This window comes from Serratia sp. BNK-4 (assembly GCF_048685115.1).
Lineage (GTDB): Bacteria > Pseudomonadota > Gammaproteobacteria > Enterobacterales > Enterobacteriaceae > Serratia > Serratia bockelmannii.
The window spans coordinates 3,836,025-3,851,701 of the sequence record NZ_JBLQTM010000001.1 but is presented as its reverse complement, the minus strand read 5'-3'; the positions used below and the strand labels follow the sequence as shown (position 1 = coordinate 3,851,701).

At 60.8% G+C, this 15,677-nt stretch carries 15 protein-coding genes; 10 read left to right on the top strand and 5 right to left on the bottom strand.

Features of this window, described 5'->3' with window-relative positions:
- Positions 1–10: 10 nt before the first annotated feature.
- Entirely contained in the window at positions 11–820 is an 810-nt protein-coding gene (locus ACMGGW_RS18415) for a MoaF C-terminal domain-containing protein (RefSeq protein WP_197832459.1), read from the top strand.
- A 1-nt stretch (position 821) separates the two neighbouring features.
- On the opposite strand, the gene lldD is transcribed toward ACMGGW_RS18415, so the two are convergent.
- The 3 genes from lldD to ACMGGW_RS18400 form a co-directional block, all read right to left on the bottom strand.
- Positions 822–1,961, bottom strand: a complete 1,140-nt coding sequence (gene lldD, locus ACMGGW_RS18410) for an FMN-dependent L-lactate dehydrogenase LldD (protein WP_025304093.1) — start codon at positions 1,959–1,961, stop codon at positions 822–824.
- 42 nt (positions 1,962–2,003) lie between these two features.
- On the bottom strand, positions 2,004–3,587 hold the full coding sequence (locus ACMGGW_RS18405; protein WP_043139775.1) for an L-lactate permease: 1,584 nt from the start codon (positions 3,585–3,587) through the stop codon (positions 2,004–2,006).
- Positions 3,588–3,910: 323 nt separating this feature from the next.
- The gene (locus ACMGGW_RS18400) at positions 3,911–4,831 is read right to left on the bottom strand and encodes a LysR family transcriptional regulator (protein ID WP_049208175.1); all 921 of its coding nucleotides are present in this window, start codon (positions 4,829–4,831) and stop codon (positions 3,911–3,913) included.
- Between the two features lie 178 nt (positions 4,832–5,009).
- Between ACMGGW_RS18400 and ACMGGW_RS18395 the strand changes: the two genes are divergently transcribed.
- The 3 genes from ACMGGW_RS18395 to ACMGGW_RS18385 all read left to right on the top strand — a co-directional run bounded on the left by ACMGGW_RS18395 (position 5,010) and on the right by ACMGGW_RS18385 (position 7,355).
- The gene (locus ACMGGW_RS18395) at positions 5,010–6,662 is read left to right on the top strand and encodes a multidrug ABC transporter permease/ATP-binding protein (protein ID WP_025304090.1); all 1,653 of its coding nucleotides are present in this window, start codon (positions 5,010–5,012) and stop codon (positions 6,660–6,662) included.
- 388 nt (positions 6,663–7,050) lie between these two features.
- Complete coding sequence (locus ACMGGW_RS18390) at positions 7,051–7,164, top strand: YmiA family putative membrane protein (RefSeq protein WP_049232362.1); 114 nt, start codon at positions 7,051–7,053, stop codon at positions 7,162–7,164.
- A 23-nt stretch (positions 7,165–7,187) separates the two neighbouring features.
- On the top strand, positions 7,188–7,355 hold the full coding sequence (locus ACMGGW_RS18385; RefSeq protein ID WP_167324577.1) for a hypothetical protein: 168 nt from the start codon (positions 7,188–7,190) through the stop codon (positions 7,353–7,355).
- Here the strand turns inward: ACMGGW_RS18385 and ACMGGW_RS18380 are convergent.
- Positions 7,348–8,559: a CynX/NimT family MFS transporter gene (locus tag ACMGGW_RS18380; protein ID WP_193402946.1), complete on the bottom strand. Its 1,212-nt coding sequence runs from the start codon at positions 8,557–8,559 to the stop codon at positions 7,348–7,350. The two genes, ACMGGW_RS18385 and ACMGGW_RS18380, sit on opposite strands and share 8 nt — an antisense overlap.
- 503 nt (positions 8,560–9,062) lie before the next feature.
- Between ACMGGW_RS18380 and agaR the strand changes: the two genes are divergently transcribed.
- Genes agaR through agaF form a run of 6 tightly spaced genes read left to right on the top strand, consistent with a single transcriptional unit; the run spans position 9,063 to position 13,743 of the window.
- Positions 9,063–9,836 carry a transcriptional repressor AgaR gene (gene agaR / locus ACMGGW_RS18375; RefSeq protein WP_004931804.1) on the top strand — a complete coding sequence of 258 codons (774 nt, stop codon included), beginning with the start codon at positions 9,063–9,065 and terminating at the stop codon, positions 9,834–9,836.
- A 23-nt stretch (positions 9,837–9,859) separates the two neighbouring features.
- On the top strand, positions 9,860–11,143 hold the full coding sequence (locus tag ACMGGW_RS18370) for a D-tagatose-bisphosphate aldolase, class II, non-catalytic subunit (protein ID WP_043139785.1): 1,284 nt from the start codon (positions 9,860–9,862) through the stop codon (positions 11,141–11,143).
- A 1-nt stretch (position 11,144) separates the two neighbouring features.
- A complete protein-coding gene (agaV, locus tag ACMGGW_RS18365; RefSeq protein WP_019455696.1) occupies positions 11,145–11,621 on the top strand; it encodes a PTS N-acetylgalactosamine transporter subunit IIB in 477 nt (158 codons plus the stop codon).
- Between the two features lie 14 nt (positions 11,622–11,635).
- Positions 11,636–12,415, top strand: a complete 780-nt coding sequence (agaW, locus tag ACMGGW_RS18360) for a PTS N-acetylgalactosamine transporter subunit IIC (RefSeq protein WP_019455697.1) — start codon at positions 11,636–11,638, stop codon at positions 12,413–12,415.
- On the top strand, positions 12,405–13,298 hold the full coding sequence (locus ACMGGW_RS18355) for a PTS system mannose/fructose/sorbose family transporter subunit IID (RefSeq protein WP_025304087.1): 894 nt from the start codon (positions 12,405–12,407) through the stop codon (positions 13,296–13,298). The genes agaW and ACMGGW_RS18355 overlap by 11 nt, the downstream gene beginning before the upstream one ends.
- A gap of 10 nt (positions 13,299–13,308) precedes the next feature.
- Positions 13,309–13,743: a PTS galactosamine/N-acetylgalactosamine transporter subunit IIA gene (gene agaF / locus ACMGGW_RS18350; RefSeq protein WP_197832458.1), complete on the top strand. Its 435-nt coding sequence runs from the start codon at positions 13,309–13,311 to the stop codon at positions 13,741–13,743.
- 36 nt (positions 13,744–13,779) lie between these two features.
- Here the strand turns inward: agaF and ACMGGW_RS18345 are convergent, their stop codons facing one another.
- On the bottom strand, positions 13,780–15,507 hold the full coding sequence (locus ACMGGW_RS18345) for an ABC transporter ATP-binding protein/permease (protein WP_025304085.1): 1,728 nt from the start codon (positions 15,505–15,507) through the stop codon (positions 13,780–13,782).
- Positions 15,508–15,677 lie beyond the last annotated feature (170 nt).

The following is a 15,677-nucleotide window of genomic DNA, read 5'->3' as shown; positions in this document are numbered from 1 at the left end:
GAGAGCGAAGATGTCAGCAGAACAATCCGTACTGAATCAAAATGCCGAACCGGACTGGAAGAATTACGACGATTTCGCACGCGGCATCGACACCAACCGACTGCCGGGCACCCAGGACTGGCGCGGCAAAACGTTGCAGATCGCCTTTGAAGACGGCGGGGACATCACGCTGCGTTTCAGCGCCGATCGGCAGCGGGTGCTCTGGGCCTGGGGCGGGGAGAGCGGCGAGGACGCTTACGAAGAGGTGCAAACCTCCGCCGCACGCTATTTCTTCAATATTCCGCTGCAGTCGCCGGGCAACGAATGCCTGACGCTGGTGCTCAACCGCGACAGCGGCCGGGCGCTGCTGGTGCGCAGCACGCTGCTGCCTGAACATGCGGTAGAAAAGGGGTCTCGCCTCAAGCAAAGCTTCCACGTTGGGCTGATTGCAGGCGTCACGCCGGGCGGCATCGCACCGCATTTGACCCGCGAGCTGATCGGCTATCGCACGCTGAACGTCTACAGCCCCAACCATTACTACGAGCACTTCTACGTCAACACCGAGCGCTACGCCTGGCAAAACCTGCGCGGTGAACAGTTCGGCCACGGCGACATGGACTACGCCACTTACTACAAGTTTGAGGATGAGATGTTCCTGTTCACCTTCCGGGAAAAGATTATCCCGGTGTGCTCGGTGTTCTTCTTCGACTTTATCTCCGGACGCTGCACCGGCACCTTCCTCGGGCTGGACGCCGCCGGCCGGGTGCTGGTGTCACCGGCCGGGGCATTCATCAGCAAGATGAGCTACAACGCGTACCCGGAGGGCGTGCAGCCGCTGTGAATCAGGCGTTTCTGACCAGCGATCCGGCGTTGATCTCCGTGATGGATTTCGCGCCGGTGAGCGTCATAGCGACGCGCATTTCCTTGTCGATCAGATCCAGCAAGTTGGCCACCCCGGCTTCGCCCGCCGCCGCCAGCGCATAGACGAAGGCGCGCCCCAGCAGCACGCTGTCGGCGCCCAGCGCGATCATGCGCACCACGTCCAGGCCGCTGCGGATGCCGGAGTCGGCCAACAGGGTAATGTCGCCTTTCACTGCGTCGGCGATCGCCGGCATGGCGCGCGCGGTCGACAGCACGCCGTCCAGCTGGCGGCCGCCGTGGTTGGAGACGATGATGCCGTCGGCGCCGAAGCGCACCGCGTCTTTGGCGTCTTCCGGATCCAGAATGCCTTTGATGATCATCGGGCCGTCCCAGAATTCGCGGATCCACTCCAGATCTTTCCAGGAAATCGACGGATCGAAGTTGGCGCCCAGCCAGCCGATGTAGTCTTCCAGGCTGGTCGGTTTGCCGCGGTAGGCCGAGACGTTGCCCAGATCGTGCGGCTTGCCGAACAGGCCGACATCCCAGGCCCACTGCGGATGGGTAAACGCCTGCAGCACGCGGCGCAGGGCGGCGTTAGGGCCGCTCATTCCCGAGTGGGCGTCGCGGTAACGGGCGCCGGGCACCGGCATGTCGACGGTAAACACCAGCGTTTTCACGCCGGCGGCCTTGGCGCGCTCCAGTGCGTTGCGCATAAAGCCGCGATCTTTCAGCACGTAGAGCTGGAACCACATCGGCCGATCGATCGCCGGCGCTACCTCTTCGATCGGGCAGACCGACACGGTGGACAGCGTGAACGGAATGCCTTTTTTGGCCGCGGCACGCGCGGCCTGCACTTCGCCGCGGCGGGCGTACATGCCGGTCAGCCCCACCGGCCCCAGCGCTACCGGCATCGCCAGCTGCTCGCCGAACAGCGTGGTCTCCAGGCTGAGTTCGGACATATTGCGCAGCACGCGCTGGCGCAGGGCAATATCGGCCAGATCTGCGGTATTGCGCTTCAGCGTATGCTCCGCGTAGGCCCCGCCGTCGATGTAGTGAAACAGAAACGGCGGCAGTTTGGCCTGGGCGGCGGCCCGGTAGTCGGTTGACGCGGAGATGATCATAGTGTTTACCTTCTTGTCTTGCTTGCGATAACGAGTGTTCAGTCAGAGCGTGAGGATCGCTGCCATACCGGCCGCAATCCCGCCGTACGCCAGCATCGGCAGCACGGTCTTTCTGATGATTTTGCCTTCGGCGTTACCGATCCCGAGGATCGAACAGACCGCGATAATGTTGTTCAGGCACACCATGTTGCCCATGGCGCCGCCGACGGACTGCAGGGCCAGCGTCAGATTGACGTCAAGGCCGCTGCTCTGGGCGATCGATTGCTGAATGCCGCCGAACGTCAGGTTCGAAACGGTATTGGAACCGGAGAAGAACGAGCCCAGCGCACCGAGGAACGAAGAGAACAGCAGCCAGCTCTCGCCGGTCAGCGCCGCCAACGCTTTCCCGATCAGGATCACCGGCGCGTTGTCGCCGCCCTGCATCATCAGGTTGACCATCACCAGCGCGCCGAAAAGCGCGATAAAGGGCCGCGCGATGCGCCCGCCGGTTTCGCTGAACATTTGCCGCACCTGGCCGCCATTCAGACGGAACAGCGGAATACACAGCACCACCACCAACAGGAACGGGATCAGCGCCGGGACATACAGCGTTTTGTAGCCGGCGGCGGCGGAGGTGCCCAGTACCTGCTGCAGTTCGACGATCAGCGCCTGGCTAATGCGCAGCTCCCCGAGCCAGCCGAGGTTTTCCTGCCACAGCAGCGTGGTGTTGTTGAGCAGCGCCTTCAGGCCCAACTGATGCACGCGCGTCACTATCAGAATAGCAATCAGTAGCAGGGTCGGGGTCATGGCCTTGACCACCTGCAAGAACGGCACCGCCTGCCCGGCGTTCTGCAGTTTGTCGCTGCGGGCGAGACCGATGCCGCCGCGTGCCAGCAGCACCGAGAGCGCCAGGCCGATGGCGCCGCCGACCAGCGCCGGGAACTCATAGTTCACCTGGGCCAGCAGCAGATAGGGCAGGGTGCAGCTCAGCACGCTGAGCAGGATAAACGGCAGGTTACGGCGGATATCCTGCCAGGAAACGATAAAGCGCAGCGCCAGCAGAGGAATGACGAAGCCGGCGATGAAGTGGATCAGCGCGGTTTGCCGGCCGATCTCCAGCAGGCTGGCGTCCGACAGGCCGAGATTGGCAAAGCCGAACCAGGTGGGGGTGCCCACGGCGCCGAAGGAGACCGGTACCGAGTTCATTACCAGCGTCAGCAGGGCGACGCGCAGCGGGTTGAAGCCCAGCCCGACCAGAATCGGCGCGGCGATGGCGGCCGGGGTGCCGAAGCCGCTGGCACCCTCGATCATAAAGGCGAATGCCCAGCCGATAATCATCAGCTGAGCCACGGGATTGGGGCTGATGGTTTCCAGCCAGCGCCGCACCACGTTTTCCGCGCCGCTTACCTGCATCAGTTTGTTGAGCAGGATGGCGCCGGCGATGATGGTGATCGGCGTCAGCGTCGACACCAGCGCGGTGATGATATTCGCATGCAGCAGCCGCAGCGAGGCATCGAACCACAGGAGCTGTACGGCATATACCGCGGCGGCCGTCAGCGGCAGGGCGAGGTAAGAGGGCACGCCATTCCTTTTGGTCATCATCCAAATCAGTAGGACGATGGGCGCAATACTAAAAAGCAGGGGCATAAGATCCTCAGGGTTATTATTTTTATGGGCAGAGATATGTAGCTGAAAGGTTAATTACCGCAACATTTTCATTCTAATCACAACGTTGGTGACGATGCCATGCGGTAATTTTTTAACATCGGCGAACGGCGTCGGCGGTGAGAAAATCGCCGGTAGAAGGGGTTAAATTAATTGATTTAAAATCAGTGTGATAGGGATCTTTGCTGTGTGATGAGTGCGCGAGCTCACATTAATTAGGCGCTAATGTTCAATAGATTATGTCCAAAAATGCCGTAATCCCCGCGGGCTTTTGCGGTAGCGGGGAAATAATCCGAGAGGAAAACTCAAAAATAATGGCTGATATTTTGGTAGGAACCGATGATATGTTCGATCAGCAGGCGAGTTTTTAACGGCAGATTGCGGGTGTAAGGATAGACGGCGTAAATGCCCAATACCTTGCCGCAGTGGCCGGCCAGGATCTCCGTCAGTTTGCCGTCCTGCAAATCTTCATACACCATGCAGCGCGGCACCATGGCGATGCCGTGGCCGCCGATCACCGCTTTGCGGATCGCCCGCGCATTGTTGGCCGACAGGTTGCCGTTAACCTGCAGCTCGTAGATTTCGTTGCGCCCCGGCCGTTTCATCAGCCAGTTGGCGGTGCCGCTCTCCTGGTAGGTGTAGGTCAGGCAATTGTGGCCGAGCAGGTCTTCGGCGCTGCGCGGTTCCGGGTGGCTTTCCAAATAGCCCGGCGAGCAGACGATCACCCAGCGGGAATCGAAGATCGGCCGGGCAATCAGGCTCGAATCTGGCATAGTGCCGGTACGGATCGCCAGATCGATGCCTTCTTCCACCAGATCGACGAAGCGGTTTTCCAGCCGCATTTCGACCTTTAGACTGGGATGCAGTGCGCAAAACTCCGCCACGCTCTCGCTCAGCAGCAGCTCGCCCGAAATGGTCGGCACCGACATGCGGATGGTACCGGTTAATTCTTCGCTTTTTTCGCTGACGGCGTACAGTGCCTCCTGCACTTTGGCGCCGATCTCTTTGGCCTGTTGGTAGAGCGCCTGGCCGCTTTCGGTCAGCGTCAGGCTGCGCGTGGTGCGGTACAGCAGCCGGGCGCCCAGGGATTTCTCCAGCCGCCCGATGCGTTTACTGACCACCGAACTGGTGATGCCGGCGCTCTCCGCGGCCTTGCTGAACGAGCCGTAGTCGACAATCAGGGCGAACAGAATCAGGTCGTTGGCGTATTCGTGAGTGGCGAGCATAATCGGCTGTTCCCTTCAGCGGATAGAGGCGTCAGTGTAAGTCTCTCGTTTCAATAAGCAATCATCAAAATGCCCTTGGCGTCGAAATCAGAGGCTGCGCGAGCAATGAGAATTCGTCTTGATCTCATTCTCGTGCCGCTTACAATGCCTGCCAGATCGCGACTTCAGAGGTTTTTTCATGGAACTGCTACGGGTGGTTTATCACCAGTATCGTTGGCCATTTCTGGCGGTTATGGCATTGACCATGACCAGCGCCGGCTTAGGCATCGGTATTATTGCGTTTATCAATCAATACCTGATGGACGCCGGCGGCGATGCGTTGGCCGTACTGCCAATGTTTCTCGCCCTGCTGGCATTGCTGATGGCGGTCACGCTGGGATCGCAATTGGCGCTGACGACATTGGGCCATTACTTCGTCTACCGCCTGCGCGGGCAGTTAGTGAAGCGCATCCTGGATACCGATATTGAACGCCTTGAACAGTTAGGCAGCGCCTCATTGTTGGCGAGCCTGTCCAGCGATGTCCGCAATATCACCGTCGCCTTCGTGCGCTTGCCCGAACTGGTGCAAGGGGTGATTTTAACCTTGGGGTCGGCGGCCTATCTGGGGTGGTTATCGCCGAAAATGTTGGCGGTGACGGCGGTGTGGGTCGCCGTCACCGTGGTGGGCAGCGGCTGCCTGGTCTCGCGGGTTTATCGCCATATGGCCAGTTTGCGCGAGTCGGAAGAGCGTCTCTATCATCATTACGAATCGGTGATTGACGGTCGCAAGGAACTGACGTTAAACCGCAAGCGAGCGCAGGCGCTGTACGAACAGACCTATCAACCCGATGCGCAAGCTTACCGCCACCATATCATTCGCGCCGATACCTTCCATTTGAGTGCGCTCAACTGGTCAAATATCATGATGTTAGGCGCGATTGGGCTGGTGTTCTTTATGGCTAACAGCCTGGGATGGGCGGACTCGGCGGTGGCTGCCACCTATTCCCTGACGCTGCTGTTCTTGCGCACGCCATTACTGCAGGCGGTGGGGGCGTTTCCGACGCTGGTCAGCGCCGAAGTCGCCTTCAACAAGCTGAAGACGCTGCACTTGGCCGAGTACCAACCGGCGTTCCCTGTCGCCGCCTGCCGTTCCTGGCAGACGCTGGAGCTGCGTGACGTGGTTTTTCACTATGCAGATAAGGAACAGCAGCCCGGTTTTGCCGTCGGGCCGCTTAATCTGACGCTGCGGCGTGGCGAGCTGGTCTTTTTGATCGGCGGCAACGGCAGCGGCAAGTCAACGCTGGCGATGCTGTTGACCGGATTGTACCGACCGGTGAGCGGCCACATCGTGCTGGATGGCGTCGCCCAGACCGCGGCGGATATGCCGGACTACCGCCGGCTATTTTCGGCGATTTTCACCGATTTTCATCAGTTCGATCGTTTACAAGGGCCGGAAGGCGGTGAACCCGATGCGAAGCTGGTCGCCGCCTGGCTCGAGCGGTTGAATATGAAAAGCAAACTGCAGTTCGACGGCACCAGGGTGACCAATCCGCAACTGTCGCAGGGGCAGCGCAAGCGTCTGGCTTTGCTGCTGGCGGTGGCGGAACAGCGCGATATCTTGCTGTTGGATGAATGGGCCGCGGATCAGGATCCGCAATTCCGGCGCATTTTCTATCGTGAACTATTGCCAGAACTGCGTGCGCTGGGCAAAACGGTGTTTGCCATCAGCCATGACGATCACTATTTCGAATACGCCGATCGGTTGCTTGAGATGCGCTCGGGTCATTTACGTGAGCTGACCGGCAGCGAGCGTGAACATGCCAGCCGGGATTCCGTCAGCAGAATCGGTTAACTCACGCCGGCCCGGGCGAGACCAAAGCGGGCCGGTGCTTCTCTTCGTATGATCCCAGTATGTCGTTTCATTTTATCCCCCGCCTTTAGCGCTGTCTGTTGTCGATTTGGCTTACGGCCAGTCAAATAATTGATAGTTAAATTATTTACCAGTGGTTTAATTTTGACCTTTCAAGGTATGACACACTGCACGTTCGTTCGCCTATCAATTCAAGTTATCGCCTGCCGATAACAGTGATATCCACGGTGCCGTTCTTACCAGGGCGGTAATGCAGATCTATGGCTAGCAGCTGTTTTTTAAATTTCCATAGGAAAAAACGACTTTATCGATCGTTAAAACAGATCGATAATTAATGTTTGAATGGTTTAATCTATTGGTTGAGGGCGCTGTGGTGAGCAAGGATGGATCTGATATCAAACGTAGAGCATGGCTGTGTGTGTTTATCGGTAGCGGGCTATTCTGGCTGTTAACCGCCGCCGTGATTTACTGGTTACTGAGTTAGCAGGTTAAGCAGGAAGGCGATTCGTGAACAAAAAGCAGGCTAAAAACCGTGAGGGCGCTGAGCGTCGCGCACCGTCCAAAATTCCGCCGTCATGGGTGCTGAGCGATGAGCAGCGCGCCTTTATTGAAGATTTATGGCAGGACACCGACTCTGAGGCGGCGCGGCCCCCATCGCGCCGCAGCGTTAGCTGATCACGCGGCTGCGGCCGGCCAACGCGCCGAACAGCATTTGCAAGACGGTCAGGCACAGCAGGGCGATCAACGGCCAGCGCCAGCCTTCCGTCAGATCGTGCAGTAAGCCAAATAGGGTGGGCCCCAGCGCCGCTAACAGATAACCGACGGATTGCGCCATACCCGACAGCAGCGTCGCCTGATGATGATGCTGACTGCGCAATCCAAAGAACGACAGCGCCAGCACCAGCGAACTCCCCGCCCCCAACCCGGCAAACGTCAGCCACACCAGTGAACTGGCGGGTTGCACCAATAATCCCCCGACGCCGATGAAGATCAGCAGCGAGCTGCCCAACGCTATTGCCCGCTGATCGCGCGCACGCGGCAAAATCACCACCATGACAAAGTTGGCGACGATTGCCACCACCTGGTAAACGAACAGTTCGAAACCCGCCTGCTGAGCGGAGGTGCCGTGGCTGGCGGCAAAGGCGCTGAACCAGCCGATGATGGTGTAGAAGGCGATCGATTGCAGCCCCATGAACATCGCTACTTGCCAACCCAGTGCGCTGCCCCAGGGAGAGCGATAGCGTTGCAGCTCTGTTGGCTGCGGCTCTTTGGCGACGGGGGTGGCGGAGCGCCGCAGCTGCGGCAGCCACACCAACAGCGCCAGCAGCGCGGGCAAACCCCAACACAGCAAAGAGAACCGCCAGCCGAGGTTGGCCAGGGAGGCCAGTGGCACGGCCATGCCGGAAGCGATGGCGGCAACCAGTGACATCACCGCCGCATAGGCAGCGATCATCGCGGCGGCGCGATGTGGGAAATCTCTTTTCACCAGCGTTGGCAGCACCACGTTGGCGAAGGCGATGGCGGCGCCGATCAGGACGCTGCCCGGCCAGAGCATGGCGTCTTGCGGCAGGGAACGTAGCACGATACCGCAGACCAGCAGCGCGAGGGCCAGGCCCAGGGTGCGCTCGATGCCGATGCGTTTCGCCAGCGCTGGGGTCAGCGGCGAGAGAACGGCGAACAGGATCAGCGGCAGTGAGTTGATCAGACCGGCGGCGGTGGCGGACAACGCCAGCTGTTGCTGGATCTGCTCCAGCAGCGGGCCGACGCTGGTCAGGGCGGCGCGCAGGTTGGCCGCGATCAGCATAATGCCGACGATCAGCAAAATAGGGCGGTGTAACCGGCGACGCGGGGTCGCGGTGGATGAAGCGGGTTGCGGCATGGGTTCCTCGCACCAGGGCATGCAGTCAATCAGCGCTGCATGGCGTGATGCGTTGATTGACGTTAACGCTTACGTACCGACAAGGGGCCGATATCTGATCGCCAGTGTAGGGAAGATGGCTCGTACTGACAAGGGGATGGCCCGGCGGGATGGTGGCGGTTAATCCCCGCCGGCCGCAGGATAATTATCATTATGTGATCCTGGTCACTGAGTGAACTAAAAGTCATGGCGTGGGGCGCACCATGCGCCGCTTTCGCTTTCCGTGCAGCCCACGTCTCAGCGCTCCGGGGGTTAGCGCTCGTCATGGCATTTCATTTTTCTCCCATTCCACTTTTTGCTTTTCGATTCGTTTCGATTCGAAAGGTTTTTTGGCGGTTTTTTTGCTAAAACGGGGCTGTAAGCCCGATCACAATTTCATTGCTTTCGCTTTGCTGTAATGCCAGCGCAGTAGAGCGAAAGCCATCTTCTCCCCGGCGTTGCCGGAAACCTGAGGACCGCAGCTCATGCCAGTGAATACCGCAAAGCGACGTGAACACATCATCGATCTGTTATGCGAGCACGGCAGCGTGCGCGTGGAGCAGCTCAGTAAGCAGTTTGCGGTATCCACGGTGACGATCCGCAACGATCTGCGCTTTCTGGAACGAAAAGGGTGTGCGCTGCGCGCTTACGGCGGCGCAATGCTCAATCAGCAATTCGCTTTCGATCGGCCGTTACGGGACAAAGGGCGGTTGAATCGCGACGTCAAAACGCTGATCGCCAACGCGGCGGCCGGCTATGTGCGCGATGGCGATGCGTTGATCCTCGATTCCGGTTCCACCACCGCGCAGATCGTGCCGTTCCTGAAGGGGCGGCGCGATCTGGTGGTGATGACCAATGCGCTGAACATTGCCTACGAGCTTTCGGGAAACGACGGGGTGGAAGTCATGGTGCTGGGGGGCAGCGTGCGCCGCAACTCTTACTCGCTCTACGGTCCGGCTGCCGAGCAGCAATTGCGTCAGTACCGCTTCGACAAACTGTTTTTGGGCGTCGACGGGTTCGATCTGAGCGCCGGCATCACCACGCCTCACCCCGGTGAGGCGCACCTCAATCGCGTGATGTGCGAGGTGGCACGCGAGATTATCGCGGTGGCGGATGCCAGCAAATTCGGTCGCAAGAGCTTTTGCATGATTCGCGAAGCCGGACAAATCCATCGGCTGATCACCGACAGCCGTCTTCCGGACGATTACGAGCGGGCGTTAACCGAACTGGGCGTGGAGGTCATCATCGCCGATCGGTAGCAGGGCGCCTGCATGGGGGCTTCATGCAGCAGTTGTTACAGCTTGTCGAGCAGCACAAGGCCGGTATGCCGGTCGGGATCTTTTCCGTCTGTTCCGCCCATCCCTGGGTTCTGAAGGCCGCGCTGCGGCAGGCCAAAGCGCGCGGCACGCCGGTATTGGTGGAGGCGACGTCCAACCAGGTTAATCAATTCGGCGGCTATACCGGCCAAACGGCGGCCCAGTTCCGCGATGCGCTGTGGCGCCTGGCGGATGAAGTGGGCCTGGCGCGCGAGCGCGTGTGGCTGGGTGGCGATCACCTGGGGCCCAACGCTTGGCAAGATCGCCCGGCTCAGGAGGCGATGGCGCTGGCGGAAACCTTGATCGACGATTACGTTCGCGCCGGATTTCGCAAAATTCACCTCGATTGTTCCATGTCGTGCGCCGGCGATCCCTCGCCCCTGGGGGATGCCACGGTCGCCGAGCGTGCGGCGCGCCTGTGCGCGGTGGCGGAGCGGGCCTGGGCGCAGAGCGGCGGCGAAGCGCCGGTCTATGTAATCGGCACCGAAGTGCCGGTCCCGGGCGGCGCGCAGGAGGCGCTGGCGGGTCTGCAGGTCACCACGCCGCAGGCGGTGGCGCAAACGCTGGAAACGCACCGCATCGCCTGGCAAAAAGCCGAGCTGAACGATGCCTGGCAGCGAACTATCGCGCTGGTGGTACAGCCGGGCGTCGAGTTCGATCACCACAGCGTTGAGCATTACCAACCGCAGCGCGCCGACGCATTGAGCCACTTCATCGAAAGGCAGCCGGGCATGATCTATGAGGCGCACTCTACGGACTACCAACCACCGCAGGCCTACCGCCAACTGGTGCGCGATCACTTCGCCATCCTGAAGGTGGGGCCGGCGCTGACATTCGCGCTGCGCGAAGCGCTGTTCGCCCTCGATCGCATCGAGCGTGAATGGCTGGGGGAACGCCAGTCGGCGCAGCTGTGCGCCACGCTGGAGCAGGTGATGCGCGAGCAGCCGCAGCAGTGGAGCCGCTATTACCACGGCACGCCGCACCAGCAGTATCTCGATCGCCACTACAGCCTGAGCGATCGGGTGCGTTACTACTGGCCGCAGCCGCAGGTGCAGCAGGCCGTCGACGGGTTGCTGGACAACCTGCGCCGCAGCCCGGCACCGCTGGCGCTGCTCAGCCAGTACCTGCCGGATCAGGCGCGGGCGCTGAACGCCGGCGAATTAAGCGCCGATCCGCAGGAGTGGGTGCTGCATAAAGTGACGCAGGTGCTCGACGATTACCACGCCGCCTGTTACCCGGAGGGCCGCTGACATGCCGAACATTTTAATGACCCGCATCGACAATCGCCTGGTGCACGGCCAGGTGGGGGTGACCTGGACCAATACCCTCGGCGCCAACCTGGTGGTGGTGGCCAACGACGAGGCCGCCGCCGATCCGGTGCAGCAGAACCTGATGGACATGGTGGTGGCGGAAGGGGTGCAGACCCGCTACTTCACGCTGCAGAAAACCATCGACGTGATCCACAAGGCGGCGGACAGGCAGAAGATTTTTCTGGTGTGCAAAACACCGCAGGACGTGTTGACGCTGGTGCGCGGCGGGGTGCCGATCCGTTTCGTCAACGTCGGCAATATGCACTTCGCCGAGGGGAAGCGGCAGGTGCACAAAACGGTGTCGCTGGACGACGGCGACGTGGCCGCGTTCCGCGCGCTGGCGGCGCTGGGCGTGGAGTGCGAAGTGCGCCGGGTGCCGGATGAGGCGGGTGAGGCGATCGGCAAATTGCTCTTTTGAGCCTGGGGGGAAGCATGTTGACGGATGCGTTATTGATTGCGCTGTTGGCCGGATTGGCGGGGGTTGACCTGTTCGACGGTCTAACCCACTTCCACCGGCCGGTGGTGATGGGGCCGCTGGTGGGGCTGATTTTGGGTGACGTCTACACCGGCTTGCTGGTGGGCGGGACGCTGGAGCTGGTGTGGATGGGGATGGTGCCGCTGGCGGGCGCTCAACCGCCGAACGTGGTGATCGGCGGGGTGATCGGCACCGCGTTCGCCATTCTGACCAAGGCCGATCCTAAAGTGGCGATCGGCGTGGCAGTGCCGTTCTCGATTGCGGTGCAGGGCTGCATCACGCTGCTGTTTACGCTGTTCTCACCGATGATGCACCGCTGCGATCGCATGGTGAAAGAGCTGAACTGGCGCGGCATCGAACGGGTGAACTATCTCGGCATCAGCATCCTGTTCATCTTCTATTTCGTGGTGGCGTTCCTACCGATTTACTTCGGCGCCGACGCGGCCAGCGCCATGGTGCAGAAAGCGCCGGGCTGGCTGCTGGACGGGCTGGCGGTGGCGGGCGGCATGATGCCGGCGATCGGTTTCTCGCTGCTGATGAAGGTGATGATGAAAAAAACCTACGTGGCCTATTTTATCCTCGGTTTCATCTCGGTCACGTTCCTCAAGCTGCCGATCCTGGCAGTGGCGCTGGGCGCCCTGGCGATCGCTTTGATTGATTTCTTCAACACGCAACGCGGCGCGGCAGAGGCGACCGCCCGGCCCGCTCCGCAGGAGGACGCCGAAGATGGCATTTAACGATTCCGACGATCTGCTGGCGCAAAAGGCCGAGCAGCGCATGGCGCAGGCGCTGGCCACCAGCCAGGTGGAGCAGGACGACTATCTGGACAGCCAGCCCGCCGAGGCGCTGACGCGCGGCGACATCAACCGCATGGCCTGGCGTTCGCTGCTGCTGCAGGCGTCGTTCAACTATGAACGCATGCAGGCGGGCGGCTGGCTGTATCAGCTGATCCCTGGGCTGCGCAAGATCCACCGCAACCCGCAGGATCTGGCCAACTCGATGAAGATGCACATGGAATTTATCAACGTGCACCCGTTCGACGTCACCTTCCTGTCCGGCCTGGTGCTGGCGATGGAGCAGAACAAGGAGAAAATCTCCACCATTCGCGCGGTGAAAGTGGCGCTGATGGGGCCGCTCGGCGGTATCGGCGACGCGCTATTTTGGCTGACGCTGCTGCCGATCTGTGCCGGGATAGGCGCTTCGCTGGCGTTGGAAGGGAGCTTGTTCGGGCCTATCGTCTTCCTGCTGCTGTTCAACCTGTTTCATTTCGGCCTGCGTTTTGGGCTGGCGCACTACGGCTATCAGGCCGGCACCAGCGCGCTGGCGCTGCTGAAGACCCACACCCGGCGCATTTCTCACGCCGCGTCGATCGTTGGCATGACGGTGATCGGCGCGCTGGTGGCGTCGTATGTGCACCTGTCCACGCCGCTGGTAATGCATGCCGGCAAGGCCAGCGTGGCCTTGCAGACCGACGTGCTGGACAAGTTGATGCCCAATTTATTGCCGCTGTGTTTCACGCTGCTTATTTTCTTCCTGATGAAGCGCGGATTCTCACCGGTGAAGCTGATAGGCGTCACCGTAGCGATTGGCGTAGTGGGCAAATTTATCGGCATTTTGTGAGGAGCGAGCGATGCCAGGCATTGTGATTACCGGCCACGGCGGTTTTGCCACCGGGCTGTTGCAGGCGCTGGAACAGGTGGTGGGGCCGCAGCGGCACTGCGCGGCGGTTGATTTCCCCGAACAGATGAGTACCGCGCAGCTCAGGGACGCCCTACGCTCGGCGCTGGCTGCGGTGATGCAGCCGGACGGCGTGGTGTTCCTGACCGATATGCTCGGCGGTTCGCCGTTTCGCAGTGCCTGCGAACTGGCGGATGAGCAGGGCGATTGCGAAGTGCTCACCGGCGTCAATATGCAGCTGGCGGCGGAAATGATGCTGGAGCGCGACGGGTTGAGCCTGGATGAGTTTCGCGAGGTGGCGCTGGCGTGCGGCAAACGGGGCCTGACCAGCCTGTGGCATGAGCGCCGCCGAGTGAAGTGCGAAGACGTGCAGACCGACGGCATCTGAACGAACGCCGGGCGCAGTAGCGCCCGGCTCTGCGGGTTATACCGGCAGCGGGCTCAGCGCCAGGCGCGCCGGTTGATCTTCGCTGCGGCTGAAGCGCCAGCAGGTCTGGTGGTACTTCGCCACGCTGTTACGGTGCGCCACGCTGATCAGCGTCACGTCCGGCAGTTCATCCACCAGCAGGCAGTACATCAGTTGCTCGGTTTCGTCGTCCAGCGCGCTGGTGGCTTCGTCGAGGAACAGGATGCTCGGGCGAATCAGCAGGGCGCGGGCGAACGCCAGCCGCTGTTGCTCGCCTGGCGACAGGCGGTGGCTCCAGTTGGCGGCGGTATCCAGCCAGCGCTGCAGGTGCTTCAGGCGGCAGTTTTCCAGCACCCGCATCAGCTGCTCGTCGCTGTATTGTGTCGCCTGGCTCGGGTAGCTCAGCGCCTCGCGCAGCGTGCCGATCGGAATGTAGCTGCGCTGCGGCAGGAACAGGGTATTGGCGTTGGCCGGCAGCCCGATGGCGCCCGCGCCGTAAGGCCAAATGCCGGCGATGGCCCGCAGCAGCGTCGATTTGCCGCAGCCGGAAGGGCCGACGATCAGCAGGCGATCGCCGCGTTGCAGCGTCATCTTGGCGCCGGCCAGCAGCGGCTGGCCGTCGGGTAAGTTCAGGCTGAGATTATCCAGCGTTAACGGATGGGCGGCCTCTTCCCGCAGCTGAATGCCGCGCGGCTGATGGTGAACCTGATCGACGGCGGCGTTGAAGCCGGCCAAACGGTTAACGCAGGCTTTCCAGGTCGCCAAGTCGTTAAACGCGTCGATAAACCACGACAGGGCCCCCTGTACCTGACCGAAGGCCGAGGCGATCTGCATCAGGCCGCCCATCTGAATGGCGCCGGAGAAATAGCGCGGCGCGGCCACCAGCAGGGGAAACACGATGGCGAACTGGCTGTAGAAGTTGGTGGCAATGTTCAGCCGCCGGGTGATGCGCATAATTGCCCACCAGTTGCTGCGAATGGTGTCAAAACGATCGCCTAGCTGCTGTGCCTCGCGCGGTTCGCCGTGGTACAGCGCGATGGCGTCGTTGTTTTCGCGGATGCGGATCAGGCCGAAACGGAAGTTCGCCTCGTACCGTTCCTGGTTGAAGCCCAGCATGACCAGCGGTTTGCCGACCCACCAGATCAGCAGCGATCCCAGCACCGCATACAGCAGCGCGAACCACACCATATAGCCGGACAGCGTGATGGCGTGCTGACCGAGCGCGAAGGTCATCGGCCCGCTGACGTGCCATAAAATGTCGATAAAGGAAAACAGCGTCACCAGGCTGGAGAGCAGCCCGAGTGACAGCGACAGGGTATATTGGGTCAATACGTTGAGATCTTCCGCGATACGCTGATCGGGGTTATCGACGATCTGTTGCTGCTCGGTGTGATAATACGCCTGGTGCGCCAACCACTTCCCCATGAACTTTTCCGTCATCCAGCGCCGCCAGCGCATCTGTAGCCCCTGGGTGAGGTAGATCTTGTAGACCGCCAACACGATAAAAATCAGCGCCAGATAGGTAAAGCGCCACAGCTGCGCCTTGAACACCGGGTAGTTTTTGTTCTGCAACGCATCGTAGAACACCTGGTTCCACTGGTTGATCAGCACGCTGATATAGACCAGGCCGAGTGACAGGATGACGATGGCGATCAGCATCATCCAGGCGCGCCATCGTTCCTCCGACACCCAAAAGGGTTTGATCAGCTGCCACACGGCGTGTTTCTGCAAGGGGGTTGCGTTCATAACGGCTCGATAATTGCGGTATTTCGTTCAGCATGGGCTGCGGGCCGGTAACAAACAAACCGTGACTGTAAGCAGTTTTAACTCCGCTAACCGTTTGAAATAAAGCGGCTGAATCGCCGGCAGCGTGCAGCTGGGCGCAATTGCGGCATACACTCCGGGGCCGGGCGGTT

Coding starts and splice junctions, on each gene's coding strand:
- ACMGGW_RS18415 (WP_197832459.1), top strand. CDS start 11: ATGTCAGCAGAACAATCCGTACTGAATCAAAATGCCGAACCGGACTGG.
- lldD (WP_025304093.1), bottom strand. CDS start 1,961: ATGATCATCTCCGCGTCAACCGACTACCGGGCCGCCGCCCAGGCCAAA.
- ACMGGW_RS18405 (WP_043139775.1), bottom strand. CDS start 3,587: ATGCCCCTGCTTTTTAGTATTGCGCCCATCGTCCTACTGATTTGGATG.
- ACMGGW_RS18400 (WP_049208175.1), bottom strand. CDS start 4,831: ATGCTCGCCACTCACGAATACGCCAACGACCTGATTCTGTTCGCCCTG.
- ACMGGW_RS18395 (WP_025304090.1), top strand. CDS start 5,010: ATGGAACTGCTACGGGTGGTTTATCACCAGTATCGTTGGCCATTTCTG.
- ACMGGW_RS18380 (WP_193402946.1), bottom strand. CDS start 8,559: ATGCCGCAACCCGCTTCATCCACCGCGACCCCGCGTCGCCGGTTACAC.
- agaR (WP_004931804.1), top strand. CDS start 9,063: ATGCCAGTGAATACCGCAAAGCGACGTGAACACATCATCGATCTGTTA.
- ACMGGW_RS18370 (WP_043139785.1), top strand. CDS start 9,860: ATGCAGCAGTTGTTACAGCTTGTCGAGCAGCACAAGGCCGGTATGCCG.
- agaV (WP_019455696.1), top strand. CDS start 11,145: ATGCCGAACATTTTAATGACCCGCATCGACAATCGCCTGGTGCACGGC.
- agaW (WP_019455697.1), top strand. CDS start 11,636: ATGTTGACGGATGCGTTATTGATTGCGCTGTTGGCCGGATTGGCGGGG.
- ACMGGW_RS18355 (WP_025304087.1), top strand. CDS start 12,405: ATGGCATTTAACGATTCCGACGATCTGCTGGCGCAAAAGGCCGAGCAG.
- agaF (WP_197832458.1), top strand. CDS start 13,309: ATGCCAGGCATTGTGATTACCGGCCACGGCGGTTTTGCCACCGGGCTG.
- ACMGGW_RS18345 (WP_025304085.1), bottom strand. CDS start 15,507: ATGAACGCAACCCCCTTGCAGAAACACGCCGTGTGGCAGCTGATCAAA.